We start from the raw sequence: 15759 nt of genomic DNA, 5'->3' as shown, positions 1-15759 counted from the left end.
ACGCCACATGAAGACTAGAAGCTTGATCCTATCACTCCTCATGCTCGTCAGCTCTGCCGTGACACTCTCGGCGCAGGGTGTCACAGCTAGTCCGGGCAAACTCAGTCAGCCCTACACCCCGACGGGGCAGCAGGTACAGCTCTTGGCTTATCATCCCGCTAGTGGAGAGGGGAGTGGTGCGGTTACCTTGACCTTTCCCATAGCTACGGGAGAGCAGCTCTACAGCTACACCACCTCGATACAGGAGGCGCAGCCCGTCGCTACGGCGCAGTATGCGGGCACGTCCGTCACCTTACCCAATGCGCAGCTGGAGTGCGGGTACTTCACCGCTCAGCCTAGTCAGATCATGATGACGCGGGCCTACTACTGGGTCTTTGACTACAGCCGTGTCTCTCTGAGTAACCTCACACTGACGGCGGACTACGATGCTGCGGAGCCTTGCCAGCAGGTGACGCTCGCCCTCTCTCGTCCGCTTGCTCCCATATCCTATCACACGCTACAGGGTGCCTCCATGCAGGCGGATCGTGGCTTAGTAGTGCGCTACCAAGACTTAGTCTACAAGGAGGAGGCTCATGCCTTCACCGCAGAGCAAAAGGAAGAGCAGCTCCCCGAGACCAATGGTGGGGCGTGGCATCTGATCGCTCCGCTCACGGACACCTCTTTTGCTATCATCGGCGACCGCTTTACCGAGGGTGTCTCCAGTCAGTACGGCTTGCCCATAGAGAGTCCCGTGCTACAGGCTCGTCGTGTAGAGCTGCACGCTCGCTATCGGCTGCTTAGCACGGGGCAGTCGCAGGCGGCAGACTCGACCGCAACCAATGCGGAGCAACTCCCCTCCAGTCTCTCGGCTCCTGCCACGGTGGAGATTGATTTGGTTGCTAATGAGCCTGCGGCGGTCATTTACCAGATCATCATTGCTGAGGGAGCCAGCATCTCTAAGGACGCGCCCGTGGTGATGCAGTTCAACGGACGCCAAGCTCAGTACACCTTCGACAAGATGGGCACCTACACCCTCTACGGCACAGTGAGCGACCGCACAGCTAGTTGCACAGCTACCTCTCAGCCCGTGGTGGTAACGGTACAAAGCTCGAGGCTAGAGGTGCCAAACGTCTTTACGCCCTTTAGCAGTCCAGGAGTCAATGACCTCTTTCAGGTGGTGCATCAGTCGCTTATCTCTTTCGAAGGGCGCATCTACGACTCTTGGGGCGGACTGATCTATAGCTGGAGTGATCCCAATGGCGGTTGGGATGGCTCCTGTCGTGGCAAGCCCGTACCGAGTGGAGTCTACTACTACGTCATCACCGCTGAGGGTGCCGATGGCGTGCAGTACCACAAGAGTGGAGACGTCAACATCCTAGAGAGCGACTTCTCGCAGCAACCCAACTTCAACTAATCTGAGGAAGCCTGACCGATGAAAGACTTTTACCACACCATCCAGTCTCCAGCCATTGACGAGCAAAACATTCAGCGGAGCCGCTTCATCGGTTACTGCTATCCGGTCGCTAGTGCTGAGGAAGCCCTGGAGCGCATCTCGGAGCTTCGCAAGGAGCATTACAGTGCGACGCACGTCTGCTGGGCTTACTCGATCTATGGAGCTGAGGAGTACGAGACACGCTCCAACGATGACGGAGAGCCCTCAGGCACTGCTGGCAAGCCGATCTTAGGACGCTTGCTCTCTCGTGACTTAACCAACGTAGCTGTGGCGGTGGTCCGTTACTTTGGAGGTGTCAAGCTCGGCACCAGTGGGCTGATCGACGCCTATCGCTCTACGACCGAACTAGTCCTAGACAAGGCAACAGTCAGAGAGGTGATCCTATATAGTAGCGTGACGCTCAGCTTCCAGATGGATCTGATGGGGCCCGTGATGCTGCTGGTCAAGAACCATGGAGCCGAGATCATCGCTCAGGACTACACCTCTCAGTACCATCTCACGGTACAGCTACGACAAGGCGATATGCCCGCGTTTGTCGCAGCGGCCGGGGAGATCTATGGCGTTACGCTGCAGAAAGAGCAAGATATCGAATAAGTCCGTACACTCGTAAAAGCTTTGTAGACAACCGCTTTCTTCGTTTAGATCGGGGCGGTAATGCTAGATTCCACGAGTTTTTCGTAAGTTTGCACCGTAATTGTCTCTTGACTAGTCAAGAACGCAGTATAACTACAATGGCTCAACTAACGGTCGTACCGACCCCTATAGGTAATCTGGGAGACATCACCCTACGTGGATTAGAAGCTCTGCGTGAGGCTGATCTGATCCTTGCCGAGGACACACGTACCTCCTCCGTATTGCTACGGCACTACGAGATAGCGAAGCCTATGGAGAGCCACCATAAGTTCAACGAATACAAGACCTCCGAGCGGCTAGCTCAGCGCATTGCCGAGGGTACCTCCGTCGCGCTCATCAGCGACGCCGGTACGCCAGGCATCAATGATCCAGGAGCTATGCTCATACGAGCTTGCATAGATGCTGGCGTGACGGTCACCTGCCTGCCAGGAGCCACCGCTTTTGTCCCAGCTCTAGTTGCTAGCGGACTGGACACGTCTCGTTTTTGCTATGAGGGCTTTCTCCCCGTCAAGAAGGGGCGGCAAACACTTCTCACGGCACTAGCCACCGAGACACGCACCATCATCATCTATGAGTCGCCATACCGGGTCTGTCGCACGCTCGCTGACCTGATCACATACTTCGGCGCAGAGCGACAGGCAGCCACTTGTCGTGAGCTGTCTAAGCTACACGAAGAGGTACGGCGAGGCACGCTCCAGGAGCTGAGCGACCACTTTGCAGAGACAGCTCCTCGCGGGGAGTTTGTCATCGTCGTAGCTGGCGCTACACCCGTCAAGGCCTCTAAAAACAACAATAGACACATAACAGAAGATACAACTATACAATTATGAAACAGTCACTATCTCTCACTTTATCAGCATTGGTAGTAGTGCTACTAATGCTCACCGCTTGCGGTAAAAACAGTAAGCAGGAGGAAGAGCGACAGAAGGAGCTCACCGAACTGCAGTCTCTCCGCACGCAAGTTGCAGAGCAGGATTCACTAATCAATATGGTGATCCAGAACTTTGCTCAGATACAGCAGCTAGAAGGCATGATAACGCTAGACAGCAATAGCGAGGTGCCCCAGTCTCAGCGTGGTAAGATCGAGGACAATCTACGCTTGATCAATGAGAAGCTGGAGTCTAACCGCCAGACCATCGACCTCCTCAACAAGAAGCTCGCTCAGTCTGGAAACAAGAACAGCTCTCTACAGCGCACCATCGGCACGCTACAAGAGCAGCTCAATGCTAAGAATGCTGAGATCCTAGATCTCACCGAGGAGCTCAAGCGCAAGAACTACGCTATCGGTGTCCTCGACTCTATGGTCACAGACCTAAGTAGCAATGTGGAGAATCTAAGCAAGACCTCTGCAGCACAGCAAGCCGAGCTAGATCGTCAGGACGCTGCGCTCAACACCGTACGCTACTGCATCGGTACCTCACGCGACCTTAAGGATATGAACATCATCCGCAATGGCGAGGTCGTCACAGAGGGCTATCAGTCTGACTACTTTACGCAGATCGATCTACGCAAGGTTACTTCCATACCTCTCTATGCCAAGAAGGCTGAGCTCAAGACGAAGCACCCTGGGTCTAGCTACAAGCTGGTCAAGGGAGAGGACAAGATGCTAACTCTTGAGATCACTAATCCTCGAGAGTTCTGGAGCCTCTCTAAGATACTTGTCATACAGATCTACTAATCTGTCTCCTGACACATTACATTAATGCAAAAGGGGAGGTGCCTCAAGACACCTCCCCTTTGAAGTTTATGAGACTCATCTTTAGTTTGCCAGCAAACCTATGAAGTACAAAGCACTACTCTTCGACCTCGATGATACGCTCTGGGCTACCTTTGACAATAATAAGGCTAGCCTGCACAGACTTTACGATGAGGAGGGGTGGGGCACCTACTATGCAACCTTCGAAGAGTACTTTGCCGTCTATTTCCCTCATCAGGAGCAGCTCTGGGACGATTATCGCAAGGGGTATATCAGCAAGGAGCAACTGCTCTTAGATCGTCTGCGCTATCCACTGCGAGGACAAGTCTCGTGGAGCGACCAGCAGGTCAAGGAGCTCAATCAGCGCTTCATCGAGTATGTGCAGCAAGAGACAGCACTCATACCGCATGCCCTAGAGGTGCTCGCAGAGCTACATCGTAGCTACACAATCGTTATCGTGAGCAATGGCTTTGGCGAGGTGCAATACGGCAAGATCAACGGCTCGGGCCTGGCACCTTACATTGACAAAGTGATCCTCGTCGACCATGTCGGTGTGCCTAAGCCGGCACCTGAGTTTCTAGACTACGCCTTGAAGGCAGTAGGCTGTAGCCGTCAGGAGGCACTCGTCATTGGGGACAGTTGGCCGAGCGACATCATTTGTGCCTTCAACAGTGGCATCGACTCCATCTGGTACAATCTATGGCAAGTGCCGATGCCCGAATATGACCAGCAACAGCACTCCGTGCTTGAGATCAGAGATCTGCGGGAGCTACTGCCCCTGCTCACACCGAGTAGTGCGACACGCCTATGATCACCACCGTCGAGGGCATCGTGCTGCGTGTCATCCCGTACTCAGACCGCTCACTCATAGCTACGCTCTACACCGACTTGTGGGGAGCTACAGCCTTCTCCGTACCCATCGGTGGTCGGAGCCGAGCAACGAGCAACCTCTTCCAACCGCTACGAGGTCTGCAGATTACGACCCCCTCGCCGGCCAGTCAGCCCGTCAAGCTCATCCGTCAGGTACAGCTCGTTCGTGGTGCGCTCCCTTTAGCTCAGCGACCCGCTGCTAGCGGTTACTTCCTCTATCTATCCCAGCTCCTCAGAGAGCTGCTCGCACAGGAGCCTGAGGACCTGCAACTCTATACTATCGTAGTGCAAGCCTTAGACCAGCTAGACAGCATCGAGAGCCTTGAGGAGCTACAAGGCTTTGACCTAGCTCTGTTCGTCTCCATACTGCGTGCCAAAGGATACCTACCCGAGGGTCTAGAGATGCGAAGCCTGAACTCAGAAAGCTACAGGACACACTGGCTAGACCTCGAGCAGTGGACGATACTCCCGCTCCAGACTGACTACTCCGTGCCGCTCACGCCAGAACTCCAGAGTGCCTTGCCGAGGCTTCTGCGATACGACCTAGAGCACTTTGCCCCAAATAGCTTCTCGACCGCCGAGTACGAGACCCTGCGCAGGCTGCTGCTCCACTTCACCGAGCTGCACTCGCCCTCCTTCCGTATCAAGCACATCACGCCGCTCCCCTGAGCTGTGGAAGAGGAAGTTGCCCTTAACTACTTCATACGTCCGTCCACTAGAGTCTCTACGAGCAAGCTAAGGCTTTTCAAGCCAGCTAATCCGCTAGACACTCTCTGTGTGCCCTTACTAACACTCAGTTGTTGCACTTTTTGCAACAACTGAATTACTAGACGGCTTTACTTCCCTCAGATTGAATTGTTGCAAATTTTGCAACAGTTGCATCGATGACAGACTGCTCGTCCTCCTGCTAAGCCTGATCCGTGTGCGCTCATAGCGTAGGCTGTCGTCAGTGTCATTCGTATCGGTTTGATATAGTAGTATATACGAGTTCCAAAAATAGTTCCCCTCTTGGAACTTTTTAGTTCCAACGGAGGAACTCTTTAGTTCCAAGGGAGGAACTCTGCGATCCCTACGTGGGGATTTTTCTTTTCCAACGGTGGAAAAGGAAATTTCCAAGGGTGGAAAAGAAAGTTTCCAAGGGAGGAAAAGAAAGTTTCCAGCGTTGGAAATTTATTTTTCCAAGGCTGGAAAGTTTTTGGAAAACTGCGGGAGCGACTCGATGGGTGAGGTGCTTTGTCCTCAAAGTGGTACCTTTGCACTATAATAATAGACAAGCTATGATACACAGCAAAGATGAACGGCTGGAGGCCTTCTCCCGCCTACTGGATGTCCTAGACAATCTGCGCACGCACTGCCCGTGGGATCGCAAGCAAACGAATGAGTCGCTACGGGCGAACACCATCGAGGAGGTCTACGAACTGAGCGAGGCGCTAGAGCAAGGAGATACGAACGCTATCTCTAAGGAGCTAGGCGACGTGCTACTGCATGTCCTCTTCTATGCACGCATAGGGGATGAGCAGGGCGACTTTGACATTGTAGATGTGTGCAACAAGCTGTGCAACAAGCTCATCTTTCGCCATCCGCACATCTATGCTACCGAGCAGGTCGAGGATGCCGGACAGGTGGTCCAGCTCTGGGAGCAGGTGAAGCAAAAGGAGAAGGACGGCAATAAGTCGGTCCTCTCGGGTGTGCCGTCAGCTCTGCCGGCACTGATCAAGGCGTATCGCATACAGGACAAGGCGCGTGCTGTCGGCTTCGACTGGCAGGAGCGTGAGGAGGTCTGGGCGAAGGTGCGCGAAGAGCTGCAGGAGGTCGAGCAGGAGATGACTTCGGGCAGTGCTGACGACCTAGAGGCCGAGATAGGGGACTTGCTCTTTAGCATTGTCAATGCGGCTCGTCTCTATGGAGTGAACCCCGACAATGCGCTGGAGCGGACGAATCGTAAGTTTATCGACCGCTTTGGGTACATTGAGCGGACTGCTAAGGAGCATGGCAAAAGCATTACCGACCTCTCACTAGAGGAGATGGAGACGCTATGGCAGGAGGCCAAAAAGGGTACCAGCAAATAGTCCCGTCTAGCTATGATAGCATGTAGTCTCTCCGATCAAACCTGCCCACACTGCCATAATAGCAGCTATACCGAGCTGTGGGAGTGTGAGGACCACCTCGTCTCGCACGAGCGATATGCCATAGGTCGCTGCAACCAGTGTGGACTGCTACAGACCTTGACGCCACCTCCCGCAGAGGAGCTAGGGCACTACTACGACAGCTCCGAATATCTGAGTCATCAGACAGAGGGGCGGGGCGGTATGGCTCGCATCTATCGTGCGGTGAAGCGCTACCGCACGGGACGGCGGGTTCGGACCGCTCGCAAGCTTTGTGCGACAGCTCCGCAGATGATGCTGGAGGTCGGGGCGGGCGTCGGAGCCTTTGCCCACGCTATGCAGGAGCGAGGGTGCAAGGCGTATGTCGTGGAGCAGAGCAAGGCAGCACGAGAGCTGTGCGCTCAGCAGATCCCCAGCGAGCAACTCTTTGCCACGACCCAAGAGTTTGTGGCGTACCACTCCGAACTATCAGGTCAGCTAGACCTTATCTGCCTGTGGCATAGCCTAGAGCATCTCCCAGATCTTGCCGATCAACTGGAGATGTACCAACAGCTACTCAAGCCTGGGGGGACGCTCTGCATCGCTGTGCCTAATGCGCAGAGCTTTGACGCTAGCTACTACCGTGCGCTCTGGGCCGCTTACGATGTGCCGCGTCACCTGTGGCACTTTACGCCACACTCTATGCGACAAACGGTGGAGGCGCACCACTTCACCCTAAAGAAGATTCGCCCGCAGCGACTAGATGTCTACTACATTGCACTGCTGAGCGAAAGCTACAACCAGGGGGGGCGTATCAACTTCATTACTTGGCTCAAAGCCTTTGGCGTCGGCTTCTCCTACCACATACGCTCTCTCTTTACCCCGATGAGAGCGAGTGCACTGCTCTACCACTTCGTTCGTCAGGCGTGATGAAAGCGAGACAGCTACTGGGGACGCTCCTCCTACTGCTAGCCCCGATCTCCGTACTCTCTGCCAGCAATGCCGCAGAGCGGGGTGCGGACTCCCTGCGTCTGAGTGTGGGGGTAGATGCGGTGACCTTCTTTCGCAATAATGAGTACCACGCCGACTACCAGCTCGGCTATACGCTCCCCGGGTGGGAATTGGCTCCCACGGTGGCACTCGAGCATCGTCAGGTGCGTCTCGTGGGGGGCGTCTACAACCTCACTTTACTAGGTGCACAGCGCTATCCACGAGGTGGGTGGTACGACCACTTGCCACACTGGAGCGGTGACCCTAAGGAGCAGGGGAGTGGCGTGCATCTACGTCCTATCCTCTCCCTACAATACAGGCCAAATGACCATGTCACCGTCTCGATGGGGACACTCCTCGGAGCGCAGACAGTGGCACTGCGAGGTGTCGCCTCCTCTACGATCGATCAAGATGGGTTGCTCTCGCTCGTCTCACCGCTCTACGATCCCGAGTACAGCTTCACACGAGACCCTGCGCAGGGGGCAATGATTCAGCTGCGCTATCCTCGCTTTGCGCTAGAAGCTCTTGTGGATTGGCAAGGCTTTATCTTCCCTGGAGAGACTCATCAGGAGGCTTTTTCAGCCCTACTATCCACAGCTTATCAGCTCCACAGCAGTGAAAGCTGGAAGACGCAACTAGAGTTGCAAGCTACGGCGCATCATCGGGCAGGAGAGATACAGCAGATGTCGCTTCCAGACACGCTACACACCTACTTAGCTGGTGCCGCTGGGGTGACTACACAATATAAGTATGCCACGCAGGGTGCGGTCGAAGGCGCTTTGCACCTCTTAGGCTCCTCGCTCCGTGACGGCAAGGCTGAGCCACCGCTCGGATACGCTCTCTATGGTCGCTTAGCTTGGCGACACAAGATGCTGCGACTAGCGACAGATGCCACTTACGTGCACCGCTACTATGCACCCTATGGGGGGCCGCTCCTAGCGTCCGCTCGTACAGCCGAGGAGCAGTGGCGACTAGGCGTTTATCCAGCACTAGAAGTACCCATTCCCAGCTTCGGGGCGTTGCGCCTAGAGGGTGCGCTCTGGTGGAGTCAGCGCACCGCCATACGGAGCCAGCTGAGCCACATGATCTCCCTGACACTCACCTTTCGCAACAACTGGACAATTCTCTAGCGATGCGCTCTAGAGTGGCGCAAAAGTTGTAGCTTTGTATGCGTTCTTCAGTAAGTGAGGCGAAATACTTGCCACGGAGAACTATGTATCATACTATAAGATAGCATAATGGACAAAAAACTAGAAGCGGCTGCGAGAGCCTATCATGCGCTCCCACAGCCTGGTAAGATAGAGGTGCGACCCACTAAGTCGCACAATACACAGCAGGATCTGACGCTCGCTTACAGCCCTGGCGTGGCGGTGCCTTGCAAGGATATAGAGGCCGATCCTGAGCGTGCTTACGACTACACCTCCAAGGGTAATCTCGTTGCGGTTATCTCCAACGGCACTGCCGTTTTAGGACTGGGCAACATCGGTGCTATGGCAGGCAAGCCGGTGATGGAGGGCAAGGGATTGCTCTTCAAGATCTACGCGGGTATCGATGTCTTTGACCTAGAGGTCGACGAGAAGGACCCCAAGAAGTTTGTCGAGATCGTCCGCTCGCTGGCACCTACCTTCGGCGGTATCAACCTCGAGGACATCAAGGCACCCGAGTGCTTTGAGATCGAGGAGGAGCTGAAGGCTACGCTTGACATTCCCGTCATGCACGACGACCAGCACGGCACCGCCATCATCTCCGCTGCGGGTATGCTCAATGCACTCAAGATCGTCGGCAAGAAGATCGAAGAGGCTAAGATCGTGGTCAGTGGCGCGGGTGCCTCAGCACAGTCCTGCACCAAGCTTTATATAGCTCTGGGAGCTAAGCGGGAGAACATTGTGATGATCGACTCCAAGGGAGTCATTCGCACCGACCGCCCCAATCTAGATGAGCGCAAAGCTTTCTTTGCGACCGATCGTGAGGGTGTCTTCACATTGGCCGATGCAATCGAAGGGGCTGACCTTTTCCTCGGACTCTCGCAGCCTGGTGTGCTGACGCCTGAGATGGTGCAGAAGATGGCTCCCAATCCGATTGTCTTTGCGCTAGCCAATCCAGAGCCTGAGATCAGGTATGAGGATGCAAAAGCGGCACGCCCTGACGTACTGATGGCTACGGGCCGGTCGGACTATCCGAATCAGATCAATAATGTGATCGGCTTCCCCTATATCTTCCGAGGGGCACTCGATGTGCGTGCTACGGCGATCAATGAGGAGATGAAGATGGCTGCCACGATAGCCATCGCAGACCTAGCGCAGGAACCTGTCCCCGATGAGGTCTCGAGTGCCTACGGACACATGCCACTGCACTTCGGCCCTGACTACTTTATCCCCAAGCCTGTGGACCCACGTCTCATCACGAGAGTCTCGATGGCTGTGGCTCGTGCAGCTATCCGTACGGGTGTGGCGCGTCGTGAGATTACCGACTGGGAGGCTTACGAGCAGTCGCTCCTGATGCGTACGGGAGGTATGAGTCACCTGCTACGTCGCATCCACGAGGCTGCGCAAAAGTCCCCCAAGCGTATGGTCTACGCTGCGGGTGAGAACCCACTCGTGCTACGTGCTGCTGCTGAGGTGGCTCAGCTGGGTATCGCTCATCCGATCGTGCTGGGTGACCCCGTGGTCATCCGAGAGCTTGCCAAAGAGCATGATTTGGATCTCTCCACGATCGAGATTATCAATCAGCATGATGAGCAGTGGAAGGTTAAGCGTGAGGAGTATGCCCGTCGCTACACAGAGCAAAACTGGCGCAAGGGCGGTATCCTGAGCGAGGCTAAGGACAAGATGTTTGGTCCGAACTACTTCGGCATGATGATGGTACAGTGCGGTGATGCTGACAGCTTGATCACAGGCATTTACTCGAACTATGCCTACCTCTCCAATGTAGCTCGTGATACGGTGGGTATAGCCCCTGGTCACCAGCACTTTGCGACGATGCACCTGGTGATGATGAAGAGTGGACCGCTCTTCCTCGCTGATACGTTGATCAATCAGAATCTCAAGGCTGAGACACTGGTGGACATTGCGCTCCTAGCTGCCGAAAAGGTGCGCTGCTTTGGCATCAAGCCAGTCATCGCTATGGTGAGTTTCTCAGACTTTGGCAGCACCGATGCCGAGTCTTCTGTGGAGGCACGCAAGGCGGTGGAGATACTGCACAGAGACCACCCACACATCGTGGTGGATGGTGAAATGCAGCTACAGACCGCGCTCAATTACCAGCGACGCGATGAGGAGTTCCCCAATAATCGCATCAAGGGTGAGCCAGCCAATGTGCTTATCTTCCCCCGTCTCTCGGCTGCGAATGCGTGCTATCAGCTCCTCAAGCACCTAGACATAGCGGAGGATGTGATCGGTCCTATCCAGATCGGACTGGCTAAGCCGATCTACTTCGCCGACCACGATGCAGACGTCAAGGACATCGTCAATATCACGGCGATGGCTTCGCTAGACTCGAACTCCTGCTTCGTCTAGTCCGTCGCGCCATACGACAATAAGAGGGAGATCCACCGTCGGTGGGTCTCCCTTTTTAGTTTCATAGGGGTGAAACTCCAGTTTCATGCGGAAGAAACTCCAGTTTCATGCGGAAGAAACTCCAGTTTCCTCTAGGAGAAACTGCAGTGCCAAGTGGGAGGACACAAAAAGAGACTGCTACATTGCAGTGATGGAGTCCATCGCAATGTAGCAGCCTCTTAGTAGCTGTTTATCGTCTATTGCTTGACGACTAAACGCTTTTGCCACCCCTCACCTACGAGGAGGTAGACACCATCGCTCAGAGCGGTTAGGTCAATTCGCAGAGTCCCTTGCTGGTCTGTCTGACCCGTGTACAGCTGCTTGCCATCCATACTGTAGAGCGAGACCTGGCTAGCTGGTTGCAAGCCCTCGATCAGGACAAACGTCTGTGCTGGATTCGGATAGATACGGACGGCGTTCCCAGCGATTGTCTCTACACTCGTATGGTCTACGAAGGTTGCCTGCACTTCGGTGGCTTCTTTGACGGTGAATTTCTTAGAGCTTAGGATATCTTCGCCGTTGGCTGTCAGAGCGGTCAGCTCGCACTGTGCATTTTTGCCCGTAGCCTGGACCGTCAGAGTCGTACCGTATGGCACTGTCTCTAGGTCCACAGGCTCCACGATGGAAATTGTCCCATGTTCATTGTATGCCAGTGTCACAGGGTAGGTCTTCTTCGCAAAGGTTGCCTTGATTAAAACATCTGCCGTGCCGACGGTACACTCGAAGGTCGTCTGACCCGTATAGGGAGTGAACTCTATCTCTTCCTTGCCAATGAGCCACTTGTCTATCTGGTACCCCTCAGCAGGCTGAGCTGTGATGACGATCTTGTCGCCTTCATGAGCTGGGCTTCCAGAGGTAAAGGGCTCCCCATTTCTAGTAGCTGTGAGCTTGTTTTCGCCTTCGCTTTCCGTCGAGAATGTCACAGTATAGCTCTTCTTCGCAAAGGTCGCCTTGATTAAAACATCTGCCGTGCCGACGGTACACTCGAAGGTCGTCTGACCCGTATAGGGAGTGAACTCTATCTCTTCCTTGCCAACGAGCCACTTGTCTATCTGGTACCCCTCAGCAGGCTGAGCTGTGATGACGATCTTGTCGCCTTCATGAGCTGGGCTTCCAGAGGTAAAGGGCTCCCCATTTCTAGTAGCTGTGAGCTTGTTTTCGCCTTCGCCTTCCGTCGAGAATGTCACGGTATAGCTCTTCTTCGCAAAGGTCGCCTTGATCTCAGAGTCTTCCCGGACGCTCAGCTTCTTCGTTACTAGGATGTCTTCGCCGTTGGCCGTCAGAGCGACTAGTAGGTAGTCTTCGTCGGGGTGATCTGTGATGGTTAGCTCGGTACCCTCTAGTACGGCATTAAGATCGTCTGCGCCGGTGGCTGAGATGGATCCATTGTCGCCCTGAGTCAGTGTTACGGCAAAGGTCTTTGTCGGGTCCTCGCCGTCGTAGGGGTGTAACTCTAGTTCATTATATTTCACCAGTTGTCTTACGTCCCAATTCTTCGCCCTAGCTATGGCGACATCGCTTTTCAGACACACATTGCCTTCTGCCCCGAGAGAGCCATCTGAGTAGACAACTAAGGTGCCATTCTTTAGTCCTGTACGATCAGGTAAGCTATTGACCAGTTGTAGCATTGACTTCCCCTTGATTTCGTTGGCAAAGCAGTAAAGTTCGCTTAAGGAGCTACACTGGGAAACATCTATATCAGTCAATCCCTGTGTAAAACAAAATAATGCTGTGATATTTCCACGCAGAGTTATTTGCTGATTGGTGACTCTGTATCGTCGCATGAACCGCTCTGAATCATCTATCAGCTCAGCCCCCTCAACGGAGACATCTTTGTCTGCCTCGTAACCTAGCTGAATCGTCTCTCCGACTAGTTTCGTCGTGGTCATCGTGATGATGCCGTCGCCGATGATGCGGTCTTTCGTACAGGTGACTGCTAGTGAGCCCTGCTCTAGCAAAGGGATGTAGCTGTAAGACTTTCCCTCATTGTAAAGCACTACAAAGGTCGCTGTGAGCGTAATCTCATCGCCTTCCTGAGCATTGACTTTCTGAAGCTCGCGCTCTAGATTAGGTGTGAAGGTGGCTTCGCCTCCAGCTGAGATAGGAGTTATCGTTGTCCACTCTGATGAAGCTTTGTTGTCGCCCTTGCTAAGTTCCCAGCGATAGTAGAGGTCTCCTTGCAAAGGAGCCGTTGTCGTCCCGACATTGCGTATGCGTATCTGCGAGAGGGCTCCAGTAGATAGGTTGGCCGTGACGGGCTGATCCGATGAGAGGACGTAAGCCGTGCGTATATCGGTCGCTGGCTGGACGGAGACCGTATTAGACCAGAGGGGGGTAAAGCGCTCTCCCTCGAAATAGCCAACCAGTAGCTCTACATATCCTGAACCATAGGGGAAGCGCTCTATGTCAAAGGTCATACGTTTCTGACCACCAGCCTCAATGGCTGGAAGGAGATTGAGGAGCGGTTGAAACATCTTTTCGCCAGACTTACGGGCGAAGAGGTATAACTGCTCAAAGTACTCGACACGTCCTGTATTCCGCAGCTGGAGGGAGACTTGGCTCTTCTCATAGCCTGCGATCTTGCTCTGAGCAGATCCAGCGACGAGCTCTAGCTTAGGTTGATTAGCACTAGCATCTTCAGTAGCTGTATAGGAGCCATCGCCCTCTCGTGAGATGGTAAAGGTGCGACGATACTGATCCTTAGCACGCTCATGCTGCCCACAAGGTCTCCAAGAAGCAGTACCAGCTACGTCTTTAGCTCGATAGGCGAGGAAGAAGTCCCACGTACCCTCGTTTATATAGCCACTGAGTTGGAGCTTTTGAGATGTAATAGTGTCAGACAGATAGAGGCTCTCTATATGAGCGTTGCGTGCGTACTGATCGAGGTAAGTCGTATCGGTAGAGCCTAGGCGTGTGACACCATAGGTAATGAGGTCATCGTATGGGGTTGCATCGTCTACGAGAGCTACTATGTAGTCTGCTGTGGCATCTAGTGTGCCTTTGTCAAAGAGCATACTGAAGCGCCACGTGGTGACTACGGAAGACTCCGGTCGCTGCGAGGTGCCCTGACGATCAGGCATAATCCCGACGACCGCTCCCTGCCCTAGGCTATAGCCACCACCAGCACCACCACCGATGCCTAGATCTGAAGGAACCAGGTAGTTGAGGTTGAAGTAGCCATCGCTCATGCCTCCCCAGCCCCAGTTGATGTGAAAGAGACCATTCGCATCATACCCATCACAGACAAAGGCGTGACCACCATGACCATAGCCACTATAGACAATAGGGCGAGCGGCAATTAACTCATTACGTAGTAGCTGCTCCCAGGTAGCCTGCGTATAGTTTACTCGGTTCTTGAAGCTCACGCGCTTGTCGTAGCGAAAGTGTTCGCGTAAAGCACGGTCTACATAGGGCATAGAAGCTCCACTGCCACGAGGTGCGTACATCATCTCAACAGCAACGCCAGCATGGTAAGCAAGCGTCGAGAGCGCGTTGGTCTCCTCTTCGGTGGCTTGTGATGGATCAGCATACCGCTCAGGCATGTGCGCCCAGTCATACGTAGTAGACTCGTAGTCTACACTATGCTGGCGGTCACTTCTTTTTTCTGTATAGGAGAAGGTTCCCTCGCCTTGTGTAGGCCACTGGTAGTAGCGCATCACTTGTGTATAGGCGATTGCGACACAACCTACGGGTGTATGCTCACCATCGACGACGGGTGTCTGATTATTCCAAGGGGCACTCTGATTCCACTGTATGTTTCCCAGTAGAGGAGCAATCTGTGTCGGCTCGGAGGCTCTGGGGCGTGTCGGCTGTAGTGCCTGATGATAGCTGATACTAGAGACTAGCTCATCGATACGCTCTTGGCATGCCTTGAGAAAAGCGGCTAGTTGCTCGGGCATATCCTCTACGATGAACCGCCCCGTAGTGGCGTATCCTATATAAGGTGTCAGCTCGTCATCGCCAGCGATGATGACGAAGCCCTCATTGCTACCTCTATTGTATATGTAATAGTAGCGAGCCTCCTCGCCAGTGAGTGAGCGTAGTTGCAAGCCTTTAGCGTCTCGTACAGGTGCTGAGACGAGCTGTAGTCCCTGCTGTGATATGGGACGAGACATGGTCGTGCGAGTCGACTGGAGGAAGAATTGCTCGGCTAGGTGTCGAGCCTGACGCTCACTTAAGGGGCGTGCGGATAGAGTGCCTACGCTACAAAGCAGTAAGAGGGTGAGGACGAGCAATTGTCGCCATCGGGTCAAGAGACGAGTCATAAGTCTTGTACAGGTTTAAGAAATGTTTCGATGCAAATTTACGACTTTAAGCAGGTATGAATCAAGACCTTCTGCTGGTATCCCAAAGGTTCAGTAGGTTGATAAACTAGACTCATTCGTTTGTGTGGGGGGGACCTTTGACTTGTTTAGCAGCTTATCATGCTAGTCTGATCCCTTTTCGGGGAGTAGAGGTTTTTTAGGGGAGAAGACGACAAAAGAGAGGAGACTTAACCGC

At 54.0% G+C, this 15759-nt stretch carries 11 protein-coding genes; 10 read left to right on the top strand and 1 reads right to left on the bottom strand.

Annotation, left to right across the window (positions count from 1 at the left end; translation table 11 throughout):
* The first annotated feature begins 7 nt into the window (after positions 1–7).
* From Q2J34_RS09115 to Q2J34_RS09070, 10 genes are all read left to right on the top strand, one after another.
* Positions 8–1393 (top strand): T9SS type B sorting domain-containing protein, encoded by a 1386-nt coding sequence (locus Q2J34_RS09115; RefSeq protein WP_300970044.1) that lies wholly within the window; start codon positions 8–10, stop codon positions 1391–1393.
* A gap of 18 nt (positions 1394–1411) precedes the next feature.
* The gene (locus tag Q2J34_RS09110; RefSeq protein WP_300970043.1) at positions 1412–2026 is read left to right on the top strand and encodes an IMPACT family protein; all 615 of its coding nucleotides are present in this window, start codon (positions 1412–1414) and stop codon (positions 2024–2026) included.
* 137 nt (positions 2027–2163) lie between these two features.
* Complete coding sequence (gene rsmI, locus Q2J34_RS09105; RefSeq protein WP_298886131.1) at positions 2164–2895, top strand: 16S rRNA (cytidine(1402)-2'-O)-methyltransferase; 732 nt, start codon at positions 2164–2166, stop codon at positions 2893–2895.
* Positions 2892–3743, top strand: a complete 852-nt coding sequence (locus Q2J34_RS09100; protein WP_300970042.1) for a Cbp1 family collagen-binding glycoprotein adhesin — start codon at positions 2892–2894, stop codon at positions 3741–3743. The genes rsmI and Q2J34_RS09100 overlap by 4 nt, the downstream gene beginning before the upstream one ends.
* Before the next feature lie 100 nt (positions 3744–3843).
* Positions 3844–4572 (top strand): YjjG family noncanonical pyrimidine nucleotidase, encoded by a 729-nt coding sequence (locus Q2J34_RS09095; protein WP_298886125.1) that lies wholly within the window; start codon positions 3844–3846, stop codon positions 4570–4572.
* The gene (recO, locus tag Q2J34_RS09090) at positions 4569–5300 is read left to right on the top strand and encodes a DNA repair protein RecO (protein ID WP_298886122.1); all 732 of its coding nucleotides are present in this window, start codon (positions 4569–4571) and stop codon (positions 5298–5300) included. Before Q2J34_RS09095 ends, recO begins: the two co-directional genes overlap by 4 nt.
* Positions 5301–5908: 608 nt before the next feature.
* The gene (gene mazG / locus Q2J34_RS09085; protein ID WP_298888717.1) at positions 5909–6700 is read left to right on the top strand and encodes a nucleoside triphosphate pyrophosphohydrolase; all 792 of its coding nucleotides are present in this window, start codon (positions 5909–5911) and stop codon (positions 6698–6700) included.
* A gap of 12 nt (positions 6701–6712) precedes the next feature.
* Positions 6713–7645, top strand: a complete 933-nt coding sequence (locus Q2J34_RS09080) for a methyltransferase domain-containing protein (protein WP_300970041.1) — start codon at positions 6713–6715, stop codon at positions 7643–7645.
* Complete coding sequence (locus tag Q2J34_RS09075; protein ID WP_300970040.1) at positions 7645–8835, top strand: hypothetical protein; 1191 nt, start codon at positions 7645–7647, stop codon at positions 8833–8835. The genes Q2J34_RS09080 and Q2J34_RS09075 overlap by 1 nt, the downstream gene beginning before the upstream one ends.
* Before the next feature lie 108 nt (positions 8836–8943).
* Complete coding sequence (locus Q2J34_RS09070) at positions 8944–11220, top strand: NADP-dependent malic enzyme (protein ID WP_300970039.1); 2277 nt, start codon at positions 8944–8946, stop codon at positions 11218–11220.
* A gap of 236 nt (positions 11221–11456) precedes the next feature.
* Here Q2J34_RS09070 and Q2J34_RS09065 read toward each other — a convergent pair whose 3' ends face one another.
* Positions 11457–15524 (bottom strand): C10 family peptidase, encoded by a 4068-nt coding sequence (locus Q2J34_RS09065; protein WP_300970038.1) that lies wholly within the window; start codon positions 15522–15524, stop codon positions 11457–11459.
* Positions 15525–15759 lie beyond the last annotated feature (235 nt).

Source organism: Porphyromonas vaginalis (assembly GCF_958301595.1).
GTDB classification, from domain to species: domain Bacteria; phylum Bacteroidota; class Bacteroidia; order Bacteroidales; family Porphyromonadaceae; genus Porphyromonas; species Porphyromonas vaginalis.
The sequence above is the reverse complement of the archived record's forward strand: the minus strand, read 5'-3'. Positions and strand labels throughout refer to the sequence as shown.

Coding starts and splice junctions, on each gene's coding strand:
- Q2J34_RS09115 (WP_300970044.1), top strand. CDS start 8: ATGAAGACTAGAAGCTTGATCCTATCACTCCTCATGCTCGTCAGCTCT.
- Q2J34_RS09110 (WP_300970043.1), top strand. CDS start 1,412: ATGAAAGACTTTTACCACACCATCCAGTCTCCAGCCATTGACGAGCAA.
- rsmI (WP_298886131.1), top strand. CDS start 2,164: ATGGCTCAACTAACGGTCGTACCGACCCCTATAGGTAATCTGGGAGAC.
- Q2J34_RS09100 (WP_300970042.1), top strand. CDS start 2,892: ATGAAACAGTCACTATCTCTCACTTTATCAGCATTGGTAGTAGTGCTA.
- Q2J34_RS09095 (WP_298886125.1), top strand. CDS start 3,844: ATGAAGTACAAAGCACTACTCTTCGACCTCGATGATACGCTCTGGGCT.
- recO (WP_298886122.1), top strand. CDS start 4,569: ATGATCACCACCGTCGAGGGCATCGTGCTGCGTGTCATCCCGTACTCA.
- mazG (WP_298888717.1), top strand. CDS start 5,909: ATGATACACAGCAAAGATGAACGGCTGGAGGCCTTCTCCCGCCTACTG.
- Q2J34_RS09080 (WP_300970041.1), top strand. CDS start 6,713: ATGATAGCATGTAGTCTCTCCGATCAAACCTGCCCACACTGCCATAAT.
- Q2J34_RS09075 (WP_300970040.1), top strand. CDS start 7,645: ATGAAAGCGAGACAGCTACTGGGGACGCTCCTCCTACTGCTAGCCCCG.
- Q2J34_RS09070 (WP_300970039.1), top strand. CDS start 8,944: ATGGACAAAAAACTAGAAGCGGCTGCGAGAGCCTATCATGCGCTCCCA.
- Q2J34_RS09065 (WP_300970038.1), bottom strand. CDS start 15,524: ATGACTCGTCTCTTGACCCGATGGCGACAATTGCTCGTCCTCACCCTC.